This window comes from Micromonospora sp. CA-248089, from assembly GCF_050948515.1.
GTDB lineage: Bacteria > Actinomycetota > Actinomycetes > Mycobacteriales > Micromonosporaceae > Micromonospora.
On sequence record NZ_CP192016.1, the window covers coordinates 1,993,257 to 2,015,950 of the forward strand.

A 22,694-nucleotide genomic window follows, 5' to 3' on the forward strand; every position below is an offset into this window, starting at 1 on the left:
ATCTGTGGCTGCGCCCTAAGCATCCCCTGGAGGTCATGATGGATCAGAGCCAGCTGGCACATCGATTTCACGCCGACATGGTCGAAGGCATCCGCACACTAAGCCGACAAATCGGCTACCGCGCACCTCGCTTCGCCCAGATGGTCAATGAACATGGTGGAGTCGAGGCCGTACGGCGACTGCTGCAGGGGCCGGGCACGTCGGAAGGCTTCGTCACGCTCTACCAGCACAACAAGCTCGGCATGAGCGTTGAAGCCTGGGTGCTTCGGCCGGAGTATGAGCCACTGTTCACCGAACATGAGCGGAGCGTCGCCCGTCGGCGGCTCACCGACCACCATTTCGACGTCGAGCGCTACCTCCGATCGCTGGCCGCATCCTGATGACAGACGTCGAGGTGTCTGGCCGATAGGGGTCACTTCAACCGTACGGGCCCGCGGCGTGTTCAATTGACAGGCGTCTACCTCGATGGCGACAACCGCGCGTGGAGGATGCAGCGCTCTCCTCTAGCCTTGGCTGATCACGGGGGAAGGGGAGAACGTGCGCTGGTGGGAACGACTACGAGCTTGGTGGGCCGGCGGGTCGAGGTCCGCCGACGGTGATGTCGCGCTGCTTTCGCTGACGCCGCAGTTCCAGGCGGATCAGCACGAGGAGTACGTCGCACGGCTGACCGCCGCCCTGCAGGACCCGGACATCCGCAACATCGCGCTGACCGGTCGATACGGCGCGGGCAAGGGCGTGTCCTGTCGATCATGGGAGCCAGATGACGGCAGCGATCAGGACGAGGCCGGCTCGGTAGAGGGATGCGCGTTTGGCGTATCGCGTTGCCAGGTCACGCCACTGCTTGAACCGGTTGAAGCAGCGTTCCACGACGTTGCGCTTGCGGTAGATCACCTTGTCGAAGGCCGGTGGTCGCCCGCCGTGGCTGCCCTTGGCGGCCCGGCGAGCGACCTGGTCGCTGCGTTCCGGGATGACGTGCCGGATCCCGCGCGATCGCAGGGCTCGCCGGGTCGAGTCATGTGCATAGCCCTTGTCCGCGATCAGCACCTCCGGTCGCTTGCGGGGCCGACCCGGCCCGGGCTCGTTGACGCGGATCGCGTCCAGCAGCGCCAACAGCTGCGGGTTGTCGCCGGCTTGGCCGGGGGTGAGCAGGATCGACAGCGGCCGTCCGCGTCCGTCGACCGCGAGGTGAATCTTCGTGCTCAACCCGCCGCGGGACCGGCCGATGGCCTCGCCATCCTGCGCACCAGGCGTCGCCGCACTTGCCGGGGAGCCCCCTTTTTGCGGGCGCCAGCGGCATGCTGGTGCGCCCGCACGATCGACGAGTCGATGCTGATCGTCCACTGCACCGGCGTGCCGTCGTCATGCACCTGCGCCGCGGCCAGGACCCGATCCCACGTCCCATCAGCGGTCCAGCGGCGCAGCCGTTCGTGGCAGGTCTTCCACGGCCCGAAGCGTTCCGGCAGGTCACGCCACGGCGCACCCGTACGCAGCTTCCACAAGATCCCGTTGATGACCTGACGGTGATCCCGCCACCGCCCCCGCGCCCCACCAGGTTCCGGTAGCAGCGGCGCGATCACCGCCCACGCCTCATCGGTCAACTCACCACGACGCACCACCGGCACATCGTCAACGATCAACCACTACATGATCGGCAGGACACGCCCAAGTCCAGTGTCCTGAAGGCGTTCTCCGACCAACACGCGGGACGAGTCCTCAACCTCTCCCTGTCAACCCTCGGGCCGCCCGAGGAGGAGAAGTCGATCACCAACCAGATCGAGAAGGAGCTCGTCAAACAACTGCTGCACAGCCAGCCGCAGCGGGCGCTGCCCGCTCGCACTTCCGGCGCATCGACAAACCGAACCTCCCCCGGGCCGTCGGGATCGCCACGACACAGGTCGCAGTCGTCGCGCTGATCCTGTTCCTCCTCGGCCGCTTCCCGCGTCTGGTCGGCGCGACCAAGGAGCATCCGTGGCCGGTGAGGGCCGGGGCAGTCCTCCTGTTCGGGCTGTTGACGGTGGCCGTGCTGACATGGATCCGACAGGCTGTCCACAACCGCGTCGTCTCCAAGGTGTCCGCCGCCGGGGCCGCCGTCGAGCTCGGCGCAAAAGAGGTGAGCTACTTCGACAAGTACCTCGACGAGATCGTCTACTTCTTCGAGTCAACGAAGTTCGACGTCGTCGTCTTCGAGGACCTCGACCGGTTCGACGACCCGCACATCTTCGAAGCGTTGCGCGAGCTCAACACCCTGCTCAACACCTCGCACGTCGCGCGGGGCCGGACGATCCGGTTCGTCTACGCACTCAAGGACAGCATCTTCGAGCGACTCGGCAACGACACCAGGCAGCTCGACGACGGCGCCTCCGCCGAGTCGGTAAGGGCGAACCGCACGAAGTTCTTCGACCTGGTCGTGCCGGTAGTTCCGTTCATCACCCACCGCACGTCACGTGACCTGCTCACCAAGCTGCTGGCCGACCCGGCGCTCGTCCCGGTGACACCCGACCTGGTCGACCTAGTCGCGCGGCACATCAGTGACATGCGGCTGCTGAAGAACATCCGCAACGAGTACGCCGTGTTCGCCGCCCGCCTGATCACGGCCAAGCACGGTGTGCCCCAGCTACGCGCCGACTCGGTCTTCGCGATGATGGTCTACAAGAACATCCACCTGGCCGACTTCGAGCACGTCTCGCTGGGCCGCAGCGACCTCGACAAGCTCTACAAACTCAGCCGCGACCTGGTAAATCAGTCCATCGCGATGCGGCGCGACCGCCTCAGCGAGATCGCCGACTCCGAGGCACTGGCCGACGTTCTGCAGGACAAGCCCGACCGTTTCGCCGAGCGCTTGAACTGGCATGCCGAAGTCATCCGGCGCTCCAGCAATAGTCATAATTACGCCCTTACGGGCTACACAATCGGCACCGAAACCTTCACTCTTGCACAGGCTGCGACCCCCCGATTCTGGCGGATGCTCATCTCCGACGGAAACGGACCGACCGCGAACTTCACCTACTACGGCTCGCCTTTGGCCGTTTCTATCCCGATCGGCGACATCCGTGAACTGTTCCGGGCCGAACTCGACCTGGACGACTGGGACTCCCGCGAACGTCAGGCGTTGGACGCCGAACGCAGGAAGACGATCGCCGACATCGGGGCGCTGCGGAAGGCCGACTTCGCCGACCTCGCCGCGAACCCCACCTTCACCCTCGCCCGCGACACCGCGGAAGTCACCTTCGAGATGCTCCTCGAGGAGACGATCCGCTCCGAGGTCGCTCGCGACCTGATCCGCCGCGGCTTCATCGACCAGAATTTCGCCCTCTACGTGGCCCAGTACTACGGCGAGCGCGTCTCCATCCGCGCCATGAACTTCATCGTGCAGCACGTGCAGCCCAACATCCCGGACACGTACTACGCCTTCGATGGGCCGGACGACATCGCCAGCGTGCTGCGGGACACCAAGGAGGACTTCCTCGACCTTGACAGCGCCTACAACATCGAGATCCTGGACCACCTGCTGGCGAATCAGCACCCCGGCGCTCGGACTGTCCTCGACCGCCTCGCCGAGACCGACGGCCCGGCTGAGCGTGCCTTCCTCCAGGCCTACCTGAGCGGCGGCGCGCAGGCCGCGGAGGCCGTCCGGCGACTGTCCGGCACGTGGCCGCCGACCCTGAGCAGGATCCTGAAGGTCCCAGACCTGCAGCCGGAACGCCGGCTCGACCTGGTCGACGAGGGAGTCGCGCACGCCGATCCGAACCTCGATCGACAGATTGAGGAGCAGGTGACGACCTATCTCCAGGACAACTACGCCTGCCTGGACTGCCTGACCCGGCCCGTCGACGAGCGGTCGGCACGCAACGCGGTCGCGCTGCTGCGGCAAGCCCGTGTGGTGATCGAAGACCTGACCGTACTCGATCGCGGCGTGCATGCCCTGGTCGTCGCCGACAGCATGTACACCCTCACCGCGGCGAACCTGCGCAGCGCGCTGCACAATCCGCCGGCCCTGAGCCTGGACACCGTCCGGGCGATCGATCCCACCGTCTACGGCTACTGCATCGACAATCCCACCGCCTACCTCGCCGCGGTCGAAAACGACGGGCCCACCACGGTGACGCTCGCGGATCCGGGCACCTTCTCGGACATCGTCACGGAGATCGCCGGTTGGGAGACCGGTCTGGCGGAGCGGGTCTGCCGCGCCGCCGCAGCGGAGTGCCGGATCGAGCGTCTCGCCGAGGTACCGGCGGAGGTCTGGCCCGCGCTGGCGCGTACCCGGCGGTTCCCGGCGACGGTGACCAACACCGCCGCTTATATCGAGCAAGTCGGGGGGGGTCGACGAGGATCTGGCCGGTCTACTCGTGAGCGCCGGCGCGATCACCGCTCCCGCAGACGAGCCCGCCCGGCTCGCCGATCAGAAGACGCACGTCGCGGTGGCGATCCTTCGCAGCCGAGATACGGTCCCAGTCCCCGAGACCCGCGCCGCACTGGTCGCCACGCTCGCCCTGACCGAGTCGATCGCTGCGTGCAGCGTCGAGCCGGAGAACGGTCCTCTGCTCGGGGAGCTGCTCCGCCACCAGATCTGCGACGACACCGCCGAACTGTTCCAGCGGTTCGCCACCGGCGACTGGGAGACCCTGCAGCATGGCATCGAGTGCTCGGGGAAGTTCGCCGACTTCGTCACGCCGGCCCTGCTCGACGAGGACATGACGGCCCGGTTGCTAGGCAGCACCTCGATCAGCCAGACGGTCCGGCAGGCTGTCCTGTCCCGGCTGGAAGAGTTCGTCCCGACCGACCATCGCAACGCGCTGCGGGCCGCCGGGCACTTCGCCGCGACGGCCCGCATACCGCTGAGCCCCACCCAGCTGGAGCGGATCGCCCGAGTGACCCGCGACGCGGCGCTGGTGGTCCTGCTGATCGACCAGCCCGGGAACGCCATCCCAGCTGACCAGATCATCGCCGTCCTCACGAACCTCGGGAGCCCTTACACCGATCTGATCACCCCTGGCGCATCGCCGACTTTCCCGAACGACACCTCTCACCTTCAGGTCCTCACCCGGCTTAAGCAGGAGGGACGGCTGTCGAAGTTGACTCGGCGCCACGCCAAGTCCCAGATCAGCGTCACGGTCGCCTGAACATCGGCCCAAGTTCGAGGGACAGGTCTACATGCGCGCGGGTAAGCCCACCTGTGGACCGTTGCCGAGGCGTTCGAGCCGTCCGCCACCGCGCCGAGCTGAATGACAGTCGTCCCGGACGGCGCTGAGCCGTACCAGGGGGCGTCGAAGGTGGACTGTGTTCAACTCTAACGATTGATGGCGTGCCGCGACGCAATCTCAACTGTCGTACCCTGCAGATAGGTTTCCGGCCATGGATGCTACGGGACCCGTGTCAGCGGCCGCCGCCCCCGCCTGCACTGCGGTGCCGGGGAAGCGTTTTGCACGCGGGACGCTGCTACGGGATGCCTATCCGCACCTGGTGCCGTTGTTGCATCCAGATCGGAATCTGAGCATGGACCTGACTACGTTGACGGCGGGCAGCGGTAGCAAGTTGTGGTGGAAGTGTCCAGAAGGCGGCGATCACGAGTGGCCCGCCGTGGTGTCGAACATGACGCGGACGAACAGTCGGTGCCCGTTCTGCTCTGGGCGGCGGGTGTCAGTGACGAACTCACTGGCCGCCTGTTACAAAGAAGTGGCGGCAGAGTGGCATCCAACCGCAAACGGGACCCGACGGCCGGACCAGGTCGTTTTTGGCAGCAACGACCGCGTGTGGTGGCAGTGCTCGGCCGACGGGCGGCATCAGTGGGAGGCGCAAATCGTGTCCCGCACCACGGGCGGCACTCGCTGCCCGTACTGCACGAACAAACGGGCGTCGCCGACGAACAACCTCGCTGTCTTGTATCCGCAAGTCGCGGAGCAGTGGCATCCAGTGCGGAACGGTTCGCTGATGCCCGTGAACCTGCCGGCGGGCAGCGCGACGGTGGTGTGGTGGGCGTGCCCAGCTGGCCCTGATCATGAGTGGTCTGTTCGGGTTGTCGACCGGACGACTGGTCGTCGCGGTTGCCCATTCTGCGTGAACCAGCGGCCGTCGATCACCAACTCGCTTGCCATGCTGTTCCCCGATGTGGCCTTGCAGCTTGATCCTGAGCTGAATGAAGGCGTCACCGCTGATGAGGTGATCGCGGGGAGCAATAAGCAGCGGTGGTGGCGGTGTCCGGCCGGTCCCGATCATGTGTGGCGGGCCAGGCCGGCTGACCGGACTTTCGGCAACACTGGCTGTCCGGCGTGCTCCGGAAACCAGGTGTCGGTAACGAACTCCCTGGCCACGCTGTTCCCGGAGATCAGTGCAGAGTGGCATCCGACCAAGAACGGTGATCGCCGCGCAGAGGACGTGACCGCCTACAGCAACAAACCCGTCTGGTGGCAATGTCGCCATGACCCCCACCACGAGTGGCCGGCACCGCCAAATAATCGCAGCGGCGGCGGCAATGGTTGCCCCTGCTGTGCCAACAAACGGCTCTCGCCAACTAACAATCTCGCGTTCCTGCATCGCGATCTGGCTGCCCAGTTTGATCCGGCGCTCAACGGTGGGGTCACTGCAGACAAGGTGGTTGCTGGTAGCGGCTTGCGTGTGGTGTGGCGCTGCCCGGCAGGGCCGGATCATGTCTGGACGCAGCCGGTTCGGGACCGGACGGCCCGGGATGCCGGTTGTCCTGCCTGCCGCGGCAGGCAGGTGTCGGTCACCAACTCCTTGGCTGCTCGGTTCCCAGAGGTAGCGGACGAGTGGCATCCGATCCGCAACGGTGACATGACTCCGGCGCGAGTCGTTGGTACCAGCAGCACGGTCCGCGCCTGGTGGATCTGTGACCAGGGCCCGGATCACGAATGGGCGACCCAGGTGCATCAGCGAACGGTGGTCCGAACCGGATGCCCGTGTTGCGCGGGTCTTCAACTGTCGGTGACGAACTCGCTCGCCACGAGGTTTCCGCGACTCGCTAAACAGTGGCATCCCACCCGTAATGGCGATCTGACCCCGGATCGCATCGTCGCAGGCAGCCGCCGCTCCGTGTGGTGGCAGTGCCCCATAGCACCCGACCACGAGTGGTCCGTCGCGCTTGATAAGCGGACCAGTCGCGAGGCGACCGGCTGCCCGGCCTGCGCTGGCGCGCAGGTATCGGTCACGAACTCCCTGGCCACGGTGTTCCCCGCCGTTGCTCGACAACTCGACCCGCTGCTCAACGACGGCCGTACCCCGGACCGCGTAATGGCCGGCAGTGCGGAGAAACTCTGGTGGCGGTGCCCGGCGGGTCTAGACCATGTGTGGCCGGCAGCGGTCTACAGCAGAACGAGTGCCGGCAACGGTTGTCCCTGCTGCGCTGGCGTGCGCTTGTCCGTGACGAACTCTCTTGAGACCCGCTTTCCACATATCGCCGCCGAACTTGATCCCGATCTGAACGATGGCCTTACCGCAGACCAGGTCACCGCCGGAACTCACACCCGGCTCGTCTGGCGCTGCCACAGAGACCCCGACCACGAGTGGACCGCCAAGGTTTCTACGCGGACGGCCGGAGACACTAACTGCCCGACCTGTGCAGTCACCGGCTACAGCCCCGCCAGACCGGGATACCTGTACTTGCTGCGTCGCGCCTTCGACGGTCGTGAGCAACGCAAGATCGGCATCACGAACGTTCCCAAAGACCGGTTGGCGAAGCTGCGCCGGTTTGGGTGGCACCCTATCGAGGTCTCAGAGGCCCTAGATGGGCTGGTCGCTCGGCAGCGGGAGCAAGCCTTCCTCGCCGTCCTGATCGCACGCGGCTTGCGCAACGGCCGCAAACGATCGCACTCGTCCCGCGAGGACGGCTACACCGAAACATGGGAATACACGAGCCTGCCCATCAATTCACTCGCCGAAGTCAAGGTGGCGTCGGTCGCGGCTGAGAATGCAGCCGGGTAGCCATCAGCGCCCGCCCCAGCTTGGTCCGGCGGTGGTCGCCCCCAGGTTCGTGCCGGAAATTAGGGGGAGCAGGGTGGGAGCAGACGGGCGTACTGAACGGCGTTGAATAGCGTTCAACGGCACCCAACAGCGTTTAACCGCACCCACCGGGACCTGCGAGTTCTTGTTTTCGCAGGTCAGAGTGGGCGCGGCGTCCTGCGAAGACCGAAGAGGTCAGCCTTCGCTGCTCCCTGCCTGGTCGGTGCCGGCTGTCGTCGTGGGGACCTCTGGTGCCGGTCGTGACGGTCTGTCTGCATCGACGTATGCCTCTGGGCTGGGCCGTTCTGCTGTCGGCGTGGATCCCGGCACCCGAGACCCGAATCCCACCAGCGAACCTCTGGCCAGGGCTTGTTGCTCGGGGACCTCTTCGGTGGGCCCGAAGGCCTCACCGCCGGCAGCTCCGCTGCACGGGCCGGCGGCGTCCGCTCACGCCGGTGATTGTGAACTTGCCGGAGGAGGGGCGCTGTCACGACGAGCAGCGGTTAGAAGGGGTAGAAGGAGTAGCTGTAGGGGCGGCCTCGGTCGTAGATGGCAACCAATCGTGGCTGCCTGACCTCGGGAAGTCGGGCCAAAACGCTGAGGAAGATCTGGCCGTCCGGCTCGAATCGGTGACCCGGGAGCAGTGCCGGCAGGGCCTCCGGCGGGATCGGGACCGACCGCCCAACCGGCTTCGGTGCTCCGTGAAACGCGAGGTACCGCCAGACGTCCCAGGCCAGCGGGACAGGCTTCACCGGCGGGGCCACCGGCCAGAGCTCACCGGTCTGCGGATGTTCCGGGATGAGGGCGAAGTGGCCGTCGGCATCCGGAACGTCGGGCCCGGCCAGCACCAGGGTGCGCTCCTGCCCCTTCCTGACCGGGCCGACGAGACGCTCGAAAGCGGGCCGGAAGACCTCGGCGACCTGATCATCCGGGATCGCTGTAGGGTCGCCGCCCGAGGCGGCCAGCAAGTGTGCCAGCGCCGAGGCTACGGCGGCCGTCCACATCGGGTGCCAGCCGCCAACCGGTTCAGTCGGTGGGATACCGGGCCGCTGGTCGATCAAGTCCGCCCAGTCGAGTACCGGGTGCGGGCCGGGGCCGTCCTCGAGGATGTGGGTGGTCAGCGGGTTCAGCCAGGTGGCCTGCCGAAGGCCACAGTCGTCGATCCGGATGGCCACTGGCGTGCCGCAGCTGACGCAGACCATGTTGGGCTCGCCGCCGGCGAGGCCACAGCAGGCGGAGTCTCCGACCAGCGACGGGTCGATGACGGCACCTCGGACGTCTCCCGGGGTTATTAACACCTGGCCGGCCGGCCCGGCCGAGATGCTGAACCTCGGCGCATACCAGCCGCGCGCCTCGACTTCACTGGCGTCGAGCTCGGCCCACCGGTGCCATGGAGGGCCGGAGGGCAGCGAATTCACCGCGAACGTGCCCGGCTCCAGTGCCGGGGCGAGCGATCCTGGCCCGTTGCCGTACTTCTGGTCCGCGTGGACGGGCAGCGCCACCCTCGACACCGGATCCGTCAGAGCGGTGTCGCAGGTTCGGCAGCCGAAAACCGTCACGTATCCCCCTCGCGCCAACGGGGGCCAATGGTAGTGAGCCCTGTTCATCCTGGGTAGCGGTTCACTTCGACGTGGTGCAGGACGAGGAGGGCCTCCACGATCGCGGTGGCGCGGCGTGGGCAGCAGCGCAGTTTGGTCAGGATCTTCCAGGTCTTGAGCGTGGCGATGGCTCGTTTGCCCCGGGCGCGGATCCTGGCATGTGCCTGGTTGATCGTTGTCTGCGGGCGTGACAGCTTCGATCGGAAGCGGCGTCGCTTGAACGGCGTGCGGACGCTGCCTCGGGCGCCCTGGTAGCCCTGGCCGGCGAAGGTCATCACGTCGGCGTTGGTCAGGGTGTCGGTGATGCTGTGGATGCGGGCGGCGGTGAGGTGGTGCGTCGGGCCTCGGCGAGCGTGGCGAGCAGCACGATCGCTTCCTGCACGTGGCGCCAGACGGTGGCGACGCCGACGGCGAACCCGGCGGCGAGGCGGGTGTAAGTGTCGCCGTGCGCAGGTGGGCCAGAGCGAGCAGCGCCTGCCGGCCCGGGTTGAGACGCCGCCACCGGGATCCGTGCTGGTTGCGGTGCGCTCGGCTGCGGTTAGCGAGGTGGTTCAGGGTGCGGCTGGACGGCGGGATCGCGGAAGATAAGACAGCATTGGCGAGGCCGCCGGTCGGGGCATCGGATCTTAGTCGACTACTGTCTTACCTGGAGCCCCGCCCTCATCGATCTCCGGGCTCGCCGCACCCACCCTGAGCTGCAAGATCAGCTTGCAAGAGACTCATGAACAGACGACGACTGTGTCGACGAAGCGACCAGACACGGTTGGGCAGTGACTGTCCGGAGTGGGCAAGCGCGATACCGCGGCGGAAGCCGCAGGGCCGGAGCGCTCGCCGGTGCAACCGTAAACCGATGCTGGACAGCCGTAGTCGACGGGACGGCGTTTAGTTCGCGGGAAGCAACCGACCTGTCTCCGTGCCCTGGGCGTCGAGGAGCACCAGGGTTCGACCGTCGTGACCTGCTCGGCTGGCCGTCACGAGCCATCCTCCGACGGACACACTGTCGGCGCAAAACATCAGTGTGGTTCCTCTTGCGGTCGTGAGTAGTGTGCCGCTGGCAGCGGTGATCCACCGACCGCTTTCGTCGTTGCAGCCGTCGGATCCGCGCCATTCACCGTCGGCCGTGAACTTCACGTATGCGGCCTTGTGTCCCGTCAGGGGTATCCAGCGACCCGCCAGCCGGTGTCGGTCCACCGGAACTAGCTTCGCCGGTAGGGCGACCGCTGGTGTAAGGGCCCGGCGGGCCTCGTCGGTGATGACCGGCGGTTCCAGTACGTTGTCGGCCTTGTCGGGCTCGGGGGTCGGTGTGGCCCCGGGGATCAGTCGGGCGACTGGTTGCGCTCGTGCGTCTAGGAGCACGGGTAGTCCTGCGCCGTCGAACTGGTAGGCGGTGACGCGGCGCAGCCATTCGGGGGTTTCTTGACTGGCCTTCGCGCAGCCAGGGATGCCTTCGACCGCGGTGGTGGTAGCCGTGAAGATGTCCGCGAGGAAGGTGCCGTCGCTGCTGGCCCGCCAGGATCCACCCAGGGTGCCGCAGCGGCTGCCGACCAGGTCCAGATCACGGTCAGCGAGACGCAGGATCGTGCCCGCGCCGGGGTCGGCAACGTCGGCGATCGTCCAAGAACCGATCAGTGACGCCGGCGTCAACGGCGCCAGAGGCCCGCTAGTTCCCGAGATCGGCTGCGGATTCGCGCGCTCCGGGTGGCTCTGCCTACTACATCCGGCGAGCAACACGCCCATCACGACCAGCGTCGCGAGGTAACCCTGTCGTACCACCTCGGCTCCTCCGGTCGGGCGGCCCTGACCAGGCTCTTGGTCCCGTGTAGCGAGTTACCGAACCGCCTGCTCCTGTTTAACGGCCGGGAGGGACATCGGGTGCGCCCGGAGTGCGCGACAGCCCGATACGCCAACGGCGACGCGAGAACTTAGGTCTACTGCTGTGGCGGCTGCGGCCAGCACGACACCTAGTCGTCGTTCGGCAGGTACCAGCCGTGTTCGCGGTGCCTGGTGGTTGCCTCCGGGTTGTCGCGCTCGTAGGCCTCGTTGGCCCGTCGCCTCATCTCTTCGTCGTAGCGGTGCAGCTCGTTGTAAAGGTTCGACGCCTCGCCGACATTGTCGCTGGACACGTAGCGCTGTCGTAACGCCTCCCGCTCGTCTTCGAGTTCCGCGTCGGACAGCGGGCGGAGGCTACCCAAGCCGCGTGCGATGGAGCCGAAGATGCCCATGCGCGGATGCTGTCACGCCGAGGGCTGGTCAGCAAGGAAGCAGGTTCGGCTGGCTGCGGTGTCGGCTTGAGTGCGATCCTTGCCGGTGCGCCAAGACGTGCGCGTAGGGTGCGTAAGCGTGCCGGCCGACCTGACAGGGTGACTGTGACTTTCCCACCGATGGACTTACTGGAGTTGCGTCGTGGCGGCGACCCAAAGCCTCCTTGGCTGCTGGACCTGGTCCTGCCCGAGGTCGGTGGCGGCAAGTTCGATGTATCTCAGCTCGCGGCTATAGATGAGAACGACACCGCGGTCGCCCTCCGTGTGAGCGGCCTGGGCCAAGCTACGTTCGAGCGGCTCGTTTCCGAGTATGGATTCCGTTTCATCGCCATCGAGTTGTGGAAGTGCCCAAGAATCGAGGATTTCTCGCCTTTTGAGGACATCGCCGGTCTGCAGATGGTCTCGATCTACTGGAACCAGAGGTCACCGCGCCTGTGGAATCTGGGCCGCACACCGCAACTTAGGGCGCTTTGCTTCGAGGACTTCACACGACTTCATCGGCTCGATGACCTGGAACAGGGCGCAGCGCTCAAGGAGGTCGTCTTCGGGGACGCGGTTTGGAGCAAGTCTGTATTCGAGACGCTCGAGCCTCTAGCGGCACTCACCGGCCTGCAGAGACTGAGCTTCCACCCAAAGCGAGTCGAAGACGGCCGCATCCAGCCTCTCGGAGAGCTGACCAACCTTGAGAAGCTCTCAATCCCGACCAACCTGTTCACGACGGACCAGGTCGCGTGGCTCCGAGCACGCCTTCCCGACTCTGTCGAGTCGAACGCTCTCGCCGGCATCGTGACGATGCCGAGACCGATCGAAGGCGGCGGGAAGTCCTTGGACGTGCTTCTTGTGGGCAAGCGCAAGCCCTTCCTAGACTCAAAGATTGACGCGGTACGAATACGCAAGCACGTCCAGGCATTCGAGGAGATGGTCGCGGCCTTCAAGAATGACCCGAGCCGCGAGCCTGGCTGATTGACCCCTCCGAAGGCCTCATCTAGCCGATGACCGTGCATCCGATCTTGGCAGATGGCAGGGCCCCAGCTCGCAGGTTTCGTCATTCTGAATCCGGCAGAGCGCCGGCTGCGCTCCTGTCGCCTTCAGTCGATTCGCGAAGTCCCTCAGGTTCACCTTGCTGAAGCTGGGAAGCTCGAGCGGGACGGCCTTGTTCTTGCGCACACCGATGCCGTACACACAACCTGTGGCGCGGCCTCACCGGGAGCGGTGGTACACGACGCCATCGAGTTCGTCGTCGGTCTGGGCGGCCGAGTTGGTGAGGTGGCCGTCGTACGGTCCGACCTTGGTCACCGTGGCGCCGTCGCGGAACACGATCTGCAGGCCGTGCTCAGGTTCCCAGGCGCACTCGCACTCGACCGAGACATAGACGCGCTGATCGCCGTTGGAGTCGCGCACGACGATCGGCTCGTTGCCGAGCTGGACGTGGGCCAGGACGTCTTCGGGGCCGCTGATCTCGACGGGCCACTCGTCGTCGCCAACGGCCAGGATGTCCATGACGTCGCGGTAGTAGTCGTAGATCGACGACGCGGCCGCGGCCAACGCCGAGTGGTCGAGCGCGAGGAAGTTGCGAATCGCGGCGTGGAAGTCCTCCTGCGCCGGGTCGTCGTCGTAGCCGTCGATCATGATGAGGCAGGGTCCGCCGCCTAACACCGGTACCGGTATCGGCGCACTGCGATACCAACCCAGATCGGCGTCCTTGACCACCGCACCGAGATCGGGAATCTGCACACCCTCACCGTAGCGGTCGCTGTGGGACCGACTCTGATGAGACATCCGCACTTGCCGCAGACAACGCGCGACCTACGACCGGCGCCGATCAAGGCATCCTCACTTGCCGCTGATAAGGCGCGGCATGTCTGAGCTTGTCGGGTTGAGACGACAAGAGGGCAGCGCGAGCCTCGATGCGGGTCGGTCTGGAATGTCACCTAGTGGTGTCCCGCTCGTGCTCGTCGAGCCCGCCTCCTTATGTACGTCCTGCTGGCGGCTGCAGGCGTGATGGTGGCAGGGACCGGCCTTTTGCTCGTATGACGAATACCTTTCTGCCACCGCGCTGACTCTTGCCCGACGGCATCGGCCGCTGTGGTCGTGGCGGCTCTGGCGGCGCATCTGTCGCTGCGGAGCCGACCTTCCCTGCCGCGCCCGGCATCGGATTCCGATCAATCGGGGCCACTGGCCGTCGGAGGGTGAGCAGTGACCGGCGGGCAGGAACAAGCGATCCTCGCGGTACACGTTCGAGGGCTCGACGGCATGTGTGCGGGCTGCCGACTGTGGTGGGCGCGGCTGACTCCGTACCCCTGTTGGCAGGTGGAATGGGCGACCAGCCGGCAGGCGCGGGCGATCACCGCGCGGTTCCTGGAGGGTGTGCGGTGACCACCCACGGCCCGGTCATGCCGGTCTGGAGCTGCGGCGGCTGTGACCTGCCCTGGCCTTGCCCGACCCGGAAGCGGGAGCTGCGGGCGGAGTACGCGGACGCTCCGGTGTCGCTGGCCCTCTACCTTGGTGCCTACCTCGTTCAGGCCACCGAGGACATGCCCTGGACGCCGGCTGGCGTGCTGCACCGCCGCTTCCTCGGCTGGACCAGGGAAACCGGCCACCTCATGCCGGTAGCGCAGCAGCGAAGTACCGCAACCGTGCCAGCCGAGCCCGATCGGGACGAGTCGCACCAGGCCCTCTGACCTCGCATCGAGGCTGACCCGGCCATCTCGCCGACAGCTCACACCGAAGCGGTCGCGTTGGTTTCCGCGACCCGAGCCTGCGGGCGCCGATCAGGTGCCGACGCGGCGTGTCTCGTAGGCCCACATCACGATCTCGACGCGGTTGCGGGCGTTGAGCTTGCGCATCAGGGCGGCGATGTGGGTCTTGACGGTGCTGAGGCTGATGGACAGCTCGTCGCCGATCTCGCTGTTGGTCCGCCCGCGAGCGGCAGCCAGCAGGACCTGTTCCTCGCGAGCGGTCAGCGGCTCGACCGGCTCAGGTGGCACCGAGCGCGGGCGGCTGTTCGCGAAGGAGGACAGGAGCCTCGCGGTGATGTTCGGTGCGATCAGGGCGTCGCCGCGGGCGGCGGCATGGACGGCCTGGGTGAGCATCTCGGCGCCGGCGTCCTTGAGGAGGAAGCCTCGGGCGCCTGCCCTGAGCGCGCCGTAGACGTACTCGTCGAGGTCGAAGGTGGTGATGACGACGACGGCCAGAGGATCGGCGACGTCGGCCCCGGCGAGCCGGCGGGTGGCTTCGATCCCGTCGACCTCGGGCATGCGGATGTCCAGCAGGCACACATCGGGACGCAGCGCACGGGCCATGGAGATCGCCCGGCGGCCGTCGGCGGCGTCGCCGACGACTTCGATGCCCGGTTGGGCGTTCAGGATCATGCAGAGCCCTGCCCTGACGATGTCCTGGTCGTCAGCGACCAGCACGCGGATGGTCATGACGCGCGCGCTGTCCGAGGAAGCGAGGCGTCGACGCTCCAGCCGCCGTCCGGGGCAGGTCCCGCCCGGAGGCTGCCGCCGAGCAGGCTTACCCGCTCGGCTATCCCGCGCAGCCCGTAGCCGGCGTGCGGGGAACTGGTTGTGGTCGCCTCGCCGTCATCGTGCACCCGCAGGTGCACCTGGTCGCGGGATGCGGTGACGTCGACGGTGACTCCGGTGGCGCCGCGGGCGTGGCGGGTCGCGTTGGTGACCGCCTCGGCGGCGATCAGGTAGAGGGCGGTGCCGACTGCCGGCTCGACGGCCTCGGCGTCACCGGAGACCTGCACGCGGACGCCCAGCACCTCGCCGCCGGGACGAGCGAGTCGTTCGATGTCCAGCACTCCTCGCCGAGGGGCGAGATCGGCGTCCGTACCGTCGCGCAGCACGCCCACGAGGGCTCGCATCTCCCTGAGCGTCCGGGACGCCTCTTCCTCGATGGTCACCAGGGTGGCCAGCGCGCGCTCCGGATCTGCGGCGGCCAGCGCGCGACCTGCCTGTGCCTGGACGGCGATGGCCGAGACGTGATGGCCGACCGTGTCGTGCAGCTCGCGGGCGAGTTCGTTGCGCTGGTGGAGCCGGACCTGCTCGACGTCGCGGTCGTGGCTTCTGGCGCGGTAGCGCACCGCCGCTCCGAGCGCGGCCGAGCACAGGAAGAAGCCGTAACCGGCGACCTTCTCCGCGGGTGAGGTCTGCTCCGCGACGAGGGTGACGGGTAGCCAGACGAGGATGACGCCGAGTCCGAGGGCAGCCTCGCGACCTGCCCCCCAGCGCAGCAGGGCGTAGGGCAACACGAGCAGCCCTGCGATGCCCAGCAGGCCGGTGGCGTCGATTACCGCGATCCTCGCGAGGTCGAAGGCGAGAACGGTTCCGAAGGCAACGGTTACCGCGACCAGCGGTCGCGTGCGTCGATACAGCAGGCAGGCGGCGACCACGACGCTGACACCGACCAGCAGCGGCGCCCATGCCCTGTCGTCGCGCAGCAGCATCTCGACGACCGAGATCACGACAAGAGCCGAGGACAGCGCCCAGTCCCGCCACACCCGCACCGGCGGACGTGAGGGGCGAGGCTCAGCCCAGATCCCAGCAAGCATGCTTCCCCCCTTTCCGCAGAACGTAAGGGGGCCGCCCCTCGGGCGGATCAGCCGAAAGTACGGCGAGTGTCCCGGGCCCGGGGCCAGGACAGCCCGAGCCCGCAAGCGGATGTGGCGCCCGCCGGCGCTGGTCATGGTGGAGACATCGAGTGAGCCGACCCGGCTGACGCCAGCAAACCGGAGACGTGATGACCAGAACCGACAGACCAGCCGGTGCGCTCCAGGAGGCGCGCATCCCGGTCCAGGCGAAGCTTGCCGCGGCCTGGGCCAGCTTCATGTTCCTCTACATCTACGTCGACTACCTCGCCCTGTACAAGCCCGGCTTCATCAACGACATCCTGGCCGGCACCGTGCACGAGTTCGACACCGGCCCGACCTTCGTCGCCCTTGCGCTCACACTCATGGCCGTCCCGATCCTCATGATCCTGCTCTCCACGACACTCCCCGTCCGCGTCAACCGCGCCACCAACCTCGTCGTGGCAACGCTCTACATCCCCGTCACGGTGTACAACGCGGACGGCGAGTCCTGGAGCTACCTCTACTTCTACGGCTTCTCCATCGGGCTCGAGCTGCTGCTCCTGGCCTACATCCTGCGCGCCGCATGGATCTGGCCCCGGGCCGTTCGAGCCCGCCGAGACCTCGCCCAGGCCCCGGTGTGACGCTCGATGCACGCCCCGTCTGCGGGGTCGGTTGCAGATGCTCCGGCAGCAGTGACCGCGAGCAGCCGGTTGCGTCGAATGTCGTTATATCTGCGTCTTCGCAGAACTTCATGGCATCCGCGAGACCGCATTGACCTTCTTCTTCTTTCCTCTGGCTCCTGGTAGAAGTGCGACATGCCCTCACGGCGTGTCACGTCACTGGTGGATGAGAGCGGATCGCGACGTGCTGGCTCGCGGCTGTTGCACGGGGCGTGCCTCGCCGGGGCGGGCGGCGCCTCGGGTTTCATGATCGGTCGACTGCTGCTCGCGGTGCTCAGTGCGGGCACGCAGCTGGTCACGGCAACTCGTCGTCCAGCACTGGAGGTGTGATGAGCGAGCCTGCCGAGGTCGACCGCCTACTCAGCGCCGCCGACGAGATCACCGCGCGGGCCGGTCTCGGCCCGGACACCCGGGCGGCCGTTGAGCGGGCCGTTACCGCTGCCCGTGATCTCGGCGATCCGGGGCGTCTGCTGCATGCTCTCGGCCGCGCCACCCTGAACCTCTCTCAGGAACGGCTCGCCGACGGCGGTGACGTCACTGAGCTGCGGGAACAGGCCGAGGAGGTCATTGCGCTCGCCGGCGATCTGCTCTCCGATCCTGACTGGCATGCCGACGCTGTGGTCCGTACCGTGCAGGCGGGCCAGATCCTGGCCGGCAGTGGGCTCGTCGATCGCGGGCGCGATGTCATCGAACGGGTGTGGCGGTTGGTCGCGCCCCGGCCTGCCGACGGCCTCGACGCCCGCCGCGCTCGGACCGCAGCACTGACTGGGCTGGTCACCCTGCGACTTGAGACGGACCCCTCCGTCCTGGGACCGTTAGCCGCCGAGATGGTCGACCTCCAGCGTGGGCTCGCCCGCGACACCGGCGAGGCGGCCGCCGTGATCGACCTGGCGGACGCCCTTGGAATCTTCGCGCGGATAGCCAGCACTCTGGGGCGGCCGGACCTGATGCGGGTGGCGCTGACCGAACAGTACTCGCTAGCACGGATGTTCCAGGGCTCCGGAGCGCAGAAGCGACTGGAGCGGATCGAGGCGTCGCTGGCGCAGCTGCAACAAGCCGCGCCGGAAAACCTGGTGGTGCCCGACTCGGGCGCATGGCGGATACGCCGCTCCTACCTGGATCTGCTGGCCCAGCCCTCACCATCCGGCGTTACCGCCGGCGGGTTCGCGGCGCGGCTGGCGGCGGAGTGGCGGGTGGCCGGCCCCGCACCCGGCAACCGCCCGCCCGCTGACCCGTCGGTGATCGCCGATTGTGCCGCCCGGCTCGATCAAGGAATCTCTCTGGCCGACGCGGACCAGATCATCGAGGCCGACCGCATCCTCGCCGATCTCGCCGACGAGTTGAGCCTGTACGACGGGGCGACGTCGGACCCGGCCCGGCGGGACGTCCGGCGCCTCTGGTCCGCTGCCCTCTACCAGCGGGCGATGCTCCTGCACCGGGTCGGTCACTGCGACGACGCCTGGGACCTTGCCTGGCTGTCCGTGGTCGTTGCCGTCCGGCGGCACGAGGGCCTGCTACGCGGGACCGCCACCGAGCGGGAGGCACTGGCCGACGCGGTCACCCACATGGTCGACGCCGCCGTGGTCGCGGAAGCCACCGGACGCCACGAAGACCAGATCATGCTGCTGTCCGAGGTCATCGACCGCTGCGCGGACGCGGACGCGGCCTACCCACGGCTGCGTCGAATCCTCGGCACGGCCCTGCACAATCTCGCCGCCGCGCTGCTCGAACGCCGGCAGACGGCGACCGCGGCGCCCTTGGCCGAACATGCCTACGCCATCCGTCACGAGCTGGCCGTGCTGGACCAGCGCGCAGCCTGGGAGTACGCGAACACACTGCTGCTCACCGCCGCCCTCGCCGTCGACCGTCAGGACTGGCGAATCGCCGTCGAACGTCTCAGCGCAGTTGGGCGACTGCTGGTTGCCTTGCGGACGTACCCGGAAGCGATGGCCGGGTATGCAGGACAGCTCGCCATCGAGGTAACCGCCCGGGCGCCCGAGCTGGTGGACCGGGCTCGTGCCGCCGGCACCTGGCCGTATCAGACTTGGACCCCTCAGGCGTAGCGCCGCCCGTTCGGCGTGAGACCTCGCCCACGCGCGGGATGCCGAGCCAGGGGTGTCCGGTCGGCGGCTGCCAGCCGGGCACCGGATCTGGCAGGTTGCGGCCGGGTCGAGGGTCAGCTGCTCCGCCCCAGTTTGACGCGAGCCTCGGTAGGGAAGTTTCGCGGACACCTCGATGAAGGAGGGGGTATGGAGACGTCCGCTAGCGTCGGGCGCAGTTATCAACAGCCGACAAGGCCATGCGTGGCGGCGCCTGCTGCAGCGCCAACGCCGAGGGGGCGAGCCTGATGGCTCGCGTCGGTCGCTACGGGATCCCAAGGTTCGTGTGGTCCCTGATCTGGCTCGTCGTCTGCATCTTGATCGTCATCCTGTTGGCCCTGGTCATTCACCACTTCGGAGGCGCCTCTCTGTCGCTCAAGCTCGGCCACTTCTACCTGAACATCGGCGTCACCTGACCCGCCTCGTCGACACTCCGGCGGCGGTCCGTTGCCGTACCGGCCCGGACCGCTCGGAGGGTGCCCGCGCGACGCGGGCACCCTCCGACGGTTGGCGGTGCCGGATTCCCGGCCCGCCCTCAGCTCGTGGGGCCGGACGCCGCCCCGCCGAGGGTCACCTTGAGGATCTTCTCGTTGCTGTTGTTCGGGGTGCTGTCCTTGTCCCCGCCGGTGCTCGTGGTCAGCCACAGGTTGCCGTCGAGGGTCGGTTCGACGGTACGCAGCCGGAAGTACGTCCCGACGAAGTACTGCTGGACGTTGGTGAGCGTGTTGCCGCTGATCTCCGCACGGTACATCCGGTTGCCGCGCAGGCAGGCGATGTAGAGCACGTCCCGGACGATCGCGATGCCGCTGCACGAGGCCTCGGCCACCGGGTACGTGCGGATCGGGGCCCGGAAGTTCGGGTTGGCGCAGTCGCCGGAGGTGCCCTCGCAGGCGGGCCAGCCGTAGTTGCCGCCCTTGACGATGATGTTGGTCTCGTCCATGACGTTGTTGCCGAACTCCTGCTCGAAGAGCCGGCCCTGGGAGTCGAAGGCGAGTCCCTGCGGGTTGCGGTGGCCGTAGCTCCACACGTAGTTGCCGAAGGGGTTGTCCGCCGGCACGGTGCCGTCGGGGTTGAGCCGCAGCACCTTGCCGCCCAGGTTGCTGGTGTCCTGGGCCACGTCCGGGTCCTGTCCGTCGCCGGTGGCGGCGTAGAGCTTGCCGTCGGGGCCGAAACGCAGCCGGCCGCCGTTGTGGTACTTGTTGCGCGGGATTCCGGTGACGAGCACCTGCCTGGTGTCGGTTTGCAGCGTGCCGTCGTAGCGGATGCGCACGATCCGGTTGTCGGTCGTGGTGGTGTGGTAGATGTACAGCCAGCGGTCGGTGGTGAAGGTGGCCGAGACGGCCAGCCCGAGCACGCCGCCCTCGCCGCTGGTGCCTGCCACGTTCGGCACGGTGCCGATGCTGCGTTTGTTGGTGCCGTCCGGGTTCATGGCGACGATGTCGAACAGGTCGCGCCGGCCGTAGAGGACAGTGCCGTCGGGCAGTTGCACCAGGCCCCAGGGCAGGTCCTTCTCGGTGGTGACCGTCGTGGCGCCGCAGACCGGGTTCGTGCAGCCCGAGCCGGTGTGCGCGGTGACCGCGACGCTCGCCCCCGAGACGTTGCCCTGGGCGTCGCGGGCGGTCACCGTGTACCGGTAGTCGGTGTCGGGCGTCAGCCCGGTGTCGGTGAACGTGGTCGCCGGCGGGTTGCTGGCGGTGCCGGTGGTGGAGCCGACCGCCGTACCGTTGCGCAGGATCGTGTAGCCGGTGACCGCGACGTTGTCGGTGGAGGCCGACCAGGTGAGGGTCACGGCCGTGCCGTTCACCGTCGCGGCCAGGTCGGTCGGCGTGCTGGGCGGCGACGTGTCCTGCTGGCAGAACGGCGGGGTGACCGAGAGCGTGGAGCTGGCCTGCGAGACATTGCCGGCGGCGTCGCGGGCATTGACGTACCAGCCCCAGGTGACACCCTGCACGACGCTGAGCGTGGCGGTCAGCGTCCGTCCCGAGACCGAGGTGACGAGCTGGCCGTCGTGGTAGATGTCGTAGAAGGCGACGCCGACGTTGTCCCGGGAGGCGTACCAGGCGAGCGTGACGGACTGGCAGGTCAGCCGGGTGCGGCGCAGGCCGGTCGGCCGGGTGGGCGGGCTGGTGTCGGCGGCGAGCTGGGCCACTTGCCGGCTCCCGGTCGCCGGTGCGGCCGGCGCGGCGTTGGCGGGTACGCCGGTCACGATGACGCCGGCGCAGACCAGCAGGGCGAGCGGGACGCGGTGTCGGAAGTGGTGAGGATTGATCCGCACGGGTGTTTTCCTTCCCGGGGTTCTTGGTCAGTACGGGTAGCCGGGGACGTTGAGCCGCACGCTGTACAGGCCCGAGTCGTTCGTTCGGCCGGAGGTGATGTAGAGGGTCTGCCGGTCGGGTCCGCCGAACGCCACGTTGGTGGTGCCGGCGCCGCCGGAGCGGATCGTGCCGAGCTGCGCGCCGGCGGGCGAGTAGACGTGGATCAGGCCGTCCGAGCCGGAGGCCCAGTACACGTTGCCGGCGCAGTCGACGGTGACGCCGTCGGGACCGCCGAGGTAGTTCACGAAGACGCTGCGGGCGCCCGTGCTGCCGTCGGGCTGGACGACGTACTTGTAGATCTTGTTCTCGGAGTAGGCGCCCACGTAGAGCGTGCTGCCGTCCGGGGAGAGCGCGATGCCGTTGGGTTGCCGCAGCCGGTCGTCCACCAGCGACACCTGGCCGCCGGAGACGCGGAAGACACTGGTACGTCCGCTCATCTGGTCCGGTCGGTTGCCGCGCTGGAAGTTGGGGTCGGTGAAGTAGACGACGCCGTCGGACCGGACCGTGACGTCGTTGGGTGAGTTGAACGCCCGGCCCTGGTGGTCGGCGGCGACGGTGCTGCGGGCCGTGTCGCTCAGCCGGTACGCGGAGACGTTCCGCTGGTCGTGGGTGGCGGCGATGATCTGCTGGGCGTCGGGGCTGAGTGCCAAGCCATTGCTTCCGGCATCGGCGATGAAGGTGTCGAAGGTCGCGGGCGGGGTGAACCGGCGGATCGTGGCGGGCTGCACGTTGTTCGGTCCGGTGCCCGCGGCCATGTCGGACATCAGCAGGTAGCCGCCGTCGGCGATCCACACCGGTCCTTCGAGGAACGAGAACCCGCTCCGGATCTTCGTCGCGGACACGGAGCCGGCCGGCAGCGGCGGGCCGTACGCGGCGCCCTCCGGGCAGACCCCGGGGGGCGCGCCGGGTGGGCCGGTGAACGGGTAGGTGTGAGCGTTAACATGAGCGACGTCCCGAGGTGCCGGGACTGCGGCACCGGCACCGGCGGGGCCTGGTGCAGTGGTCAGTGCGAGGCACAGGCCGGTGAGTGCGGCGATGGTAGGGCGCCAGGTCATCGGGTACTCCAATCGGTATCAGTGAAGGTGAAGCCCGTGGTTGCCCGGACCGGCCCCGGCCACTGGCAATGTCATCGACCACGATCGATGCATACGTGACGCAGCCTAGGCGAGGAAGCGGCGCCCCGCATCAGTTCCCCGTGATCACCTTCGGCGC

At 67.7% G+C, this 22,694-nt stretch carries 19 protein-coding genes and 4 pseudogenes; 11 read left to right on the plus strand and 12 right to left on the minus strand.

Annotation, left to right across the window (positions count from 1 at the left end; genetic code table 11):
- Positions 1-35: 35 nt before the first annotated feature.
- Complete coding sequence (locus ACQP26_RS09540) at positions 36-380, plus strand: hypothetical protein (protein ID WP_433495493.1); 345 nt, start codon at positions 36-38, stop codon at positions 378-380.
- Between the two features lie 367 nt (positions 381-747).
- Here ACQP26_RS09540 and ACQP26_RS09545 read toward each other — a convergent pair whose 3' ends face one another.
- Together ACQP26_RS09545 and ACQP26_RS09550 are read right to left on the minus strand one after the other, a co-directional pair.
- Positions 748-1,341 (minus strand): IS5 family transposase, encoded by a 594-nt coding sequence (locus ACQP26_RS09545; RefSeq protein WP_433495494.1) that lies wholly within the window; start codon positions 1,339-1,341, stop codon positions 748-750.
- A pseudogene (locus tag ACQP26_RS09550) lies at positions 1,320-1,622 on the minus strand (IS5 family transposase); the annotation flags it as partial. The pseudogene ACQP26_RS09550 and the gene ACQP26_RS09545, both read right to left, overlap by 22 nt.
- Positions 1,623-1,724: 102 nt before the next feature.
- Here ACQP26_RS09550 and ACQP26_RS09555 point away from each other — a divergent pair.
- The 4 genes and pseudogenes from ACQP26_RS09555 (at position 1,725) to ACQP26_RS09570 (ending at position 7,935) form a co-directional block, all read left to right on the plus strand.
- Positions 1,725-4,933: pseudogene (locus ACQP26_RS09555) on the plus strand (hypothetical protein).
- Positions 4,869-5,120, plus strand: coding sequence for a hypothetical protein (locus ACQP26_RS09560; RefSeq protein WP_433495495.1), 252 nt, complete (start codon positions 4,869-4,871; stop codon positions 5,118-5,120). Before ACQP26_RS09555 ends, ACQP26_RS09560 begins: the two are co-directional and overlap by 65 nt.
- 373 nt (positions 5,121-5,493) lie before the next feature.
- Positions 5,494-5,571: pseudogene (locus ACQP26_RS09565) on the plus strand (zinc-ribbon domain-containing protein); the annotation flags it as partial.
- A 69-nt stretch (positions 5,572-5,640) separates the two neighbouring features.
- The gene (locus ACQP26_RS09570) at positions 5,641-7,935 is read left to right on the plus strand and encodes a zinc-ribbon domain-containing protein (RefSeq protein ID WP_433496116.1); all 2,295 of its coding nucleotides are present in this window, start codon (positions 5,641-5,643) and stop codon (positions 7,933-7,935) included.
- 521 nt (positions 7,936-8,456) lie between these two features.
- Here the strand turns inward: ACQP26_RS09570 and ACQP26_RS09575 are convergent.
- From ACQP26_RS09575 to ACQP26_RS09590, 4 genes and pseudogenes are all read right to left on the minus strand, one after another.
- Positions 8,457-9,512 carry a hypothetical protein gene (locus ACQP26_RS09575; RefSeq protein WP_433495496.1) on the minus strand — a complete coding sequence of 352 codons (1,056 nt, stop codon included), beginning with the start codon at positions 9,510-9,512 and terminating at the stop codon, positions 8,457-8,459.
- Positions 9,513-9,556: 44 nt separating this feature from the next.
- Positions 9,557-10,147 (minus strand): annotated as a pseudogene (locus tag ACQP26_RS09580) (transposase family protein).
- Between the two features lie 286 nt (positions 10,148-10,433).
- A complete protein-coding gene (locus ACQP26_RS09585) occupies positions 10,434-11,324 on the minus strand; it encodes an META domain-containing protein (protein WP_433495497.1) in 891 nt (296 codons plus the stop codon).
- A gap of 188 nt (positions 11,325-11,512) precedes the next feature.
- Positions 11,513-11,773, minus strand: coding sequence for a hypothetical protein (locus ACQP26_RS09590; RefSeq protein WP_071096096.1), 261 nt, complete (start codon positions 11,771-11,773; stop codon positions 11,513-11,515).
- A gap of 159 nt (positions 11,774-11,932) precedes the next feature.
- Here ACQP26_RS09590 and ACQP26_RS09595 point away from each other — a divergent pair, with 159 nt between their 5' ends.
- A complete protein-coding gene (locus ACQP26_RS09595; protein WP_433495498.1) occupies positions 11,933-12,775 on the plus strand; it encodes a hypothetical protein in 843 nt (280 codons plus the stop codon).
- 18 nt (positions 12,776-12,793) lie between these two features.
- On the opposite strand, the gene ACQP26_RS09600 is transcribed toward ACQP26_RS09595, so the two are convergent.
- A complete protein-coding gene (locus ACQP26_RS09600) occupies positions 12,794-12,994 on the minus strand; it encodes a hypothetical protein (protein WP_433495499.1) in 201 nt (66 codons plus the stop codon).
- 18 nt (positions 12,995-13,012) lie between these two features.
- Positions 13,013-13,546, minus strand: coding sequence for a DUF6985 domain-containing protein (locus tag ACQP26_RS09605; protein WP_433495500.1), 534 nt, complete (start codon positions 13,544-13,546; stop codon positions 13,013-13,015).
- Between the two features lie 462 nt (positions 13,547-14,008).
- Between ACQP26_RS09605 and ACQP26_RS09610 the strand changes: the two genes are divergently transcribed.
- Positions 14,009-14,188, plus strand: a complete 180-nt coding sequence (locus ACQP26_RS09610; RefSeq protein ID WP_433495501.1) for a hypothetical protein — start codon at positions 14,009-14,011, stop codon at positions 14,186-14,188.
- Positions 14,185-14,493, plus strand: coding sequence for a hypothetical protein (locus ACQP26_RS09615; RefSeq protein WP_433495502.1), 309 nt, complete (start codon positions 14,185-14,187; stop codon positions 14,491-14,493). The genes ACQP26_RS09610 and ACQP26_RS09615 overlap by 4 nt, the downstream gene beginning before the upstream one ends.
- Before the next feature lie 90 nt (positions 14,494-14,583).
- Here the strand turns inward: ACQP26_RS09615 and ACQP26_RS09620 are convergent, their stop codons facing one another.
- Entirely contained in the window at positions 14,584-15,240 is a 657-nt protein-coding gene (locus ACQP26_RS09620; RefSeq protein WP_355512133.1) for a response regulator transcription factor, read from the minus strand.
- Positions 15,237-16,283 (minus strand): sensor histidine kinase, encoded by a 1,047-nt coding sequence (locus tag ACQP26_RS09625; protein WP_433495503.1) that lies wholly within the window; start codon positions 16,281-16,283, stop codon positions 15,237-15,239. The genes ACQP26_RS09620 and ACQP26_RS09625 overlap by 4 nt, the downstream gene beginning before the upstream one ends.
- Positions 16,284-16,558: 275 nt before the next feature.
- On the opposite strand from ACQP26_RS09625, the gene ACQP26_RS09630 reads away from it, so the two are divergent.
- The 3 genes from ACQP26_RS09630 to ACQP26_RS09640 all read left to right on the plus strand — a co-directional run bounded on the left by ACQP26_RS09630 (position 16,559) and on the right by ACQP26_RS09640 (position 19,583).
- A complete protein-coding gene (locus ACQP26_RS09630) occupies positions 16,559-17,029 on the plus strand; it encodes a DUF6326 family protein (protein WP_433495504.1) in 471 nt (156 codons plus the stop codon).
- A 368-nt stretch (positions 17,030-17,397) separates the two neighbouring features.
- Positions 17,398-19,131, plus strand: coding sequence for a hypothetical protein (locus ACQP26_RS09635; protein WP_433495505.1), 1,734 nt, complete (start codon positions 17,398-17,400; stop codon positions 19,129-19,131).
- Between the two features lie 236 nt (positions 19,132-19,367).
- Complete coding sequence (locus ACQP26_RS09640; RefSeq protein ID WP_194800743.1) at positions 19,368-19,583, plus strand: hypothetical protein; 216 nt, start codon at positions 19,368-19,370, stop codon at positions 19,581-19,583.
- 119 nt (positions 19,584-19,702) lie between these two features.
- Here ACQP26_RS09640 and ACQP26_RS09645 read toward each other — a convergent pair whose 3' ends face one another.
- Both ACQP26_RS09645 and ACQP26_RS09650 read right to left on the minus strand, forming a co-directional pair.
- Positions 19,703-21,442: a PQQ-dependent sugar dehydrogenase gene (locus ACQP26_RS09645; RefSeq protein ID WP_433495506.1), complete on the minus strand. Its 1,740-nt coding sequence runs from the start codon at positions 21,440-21,442 to the stop codon at positions 19,703-19,705.
- A gap of 27 nt (positions 21,443-21,469) precedes the next feature.
- Entirely contained in the window at positions 21,470-22,537 is a 1,068-nt protein-coding gene (locus tag ACQP26_RS09650) for an SMP-30/gluconolactonase/LRE family protein (protein ID WP_433495507.1), read from the minus strand.
- Between the last annotated feature and the right edge of the window lie 157 nt (positions 22,538-22,694).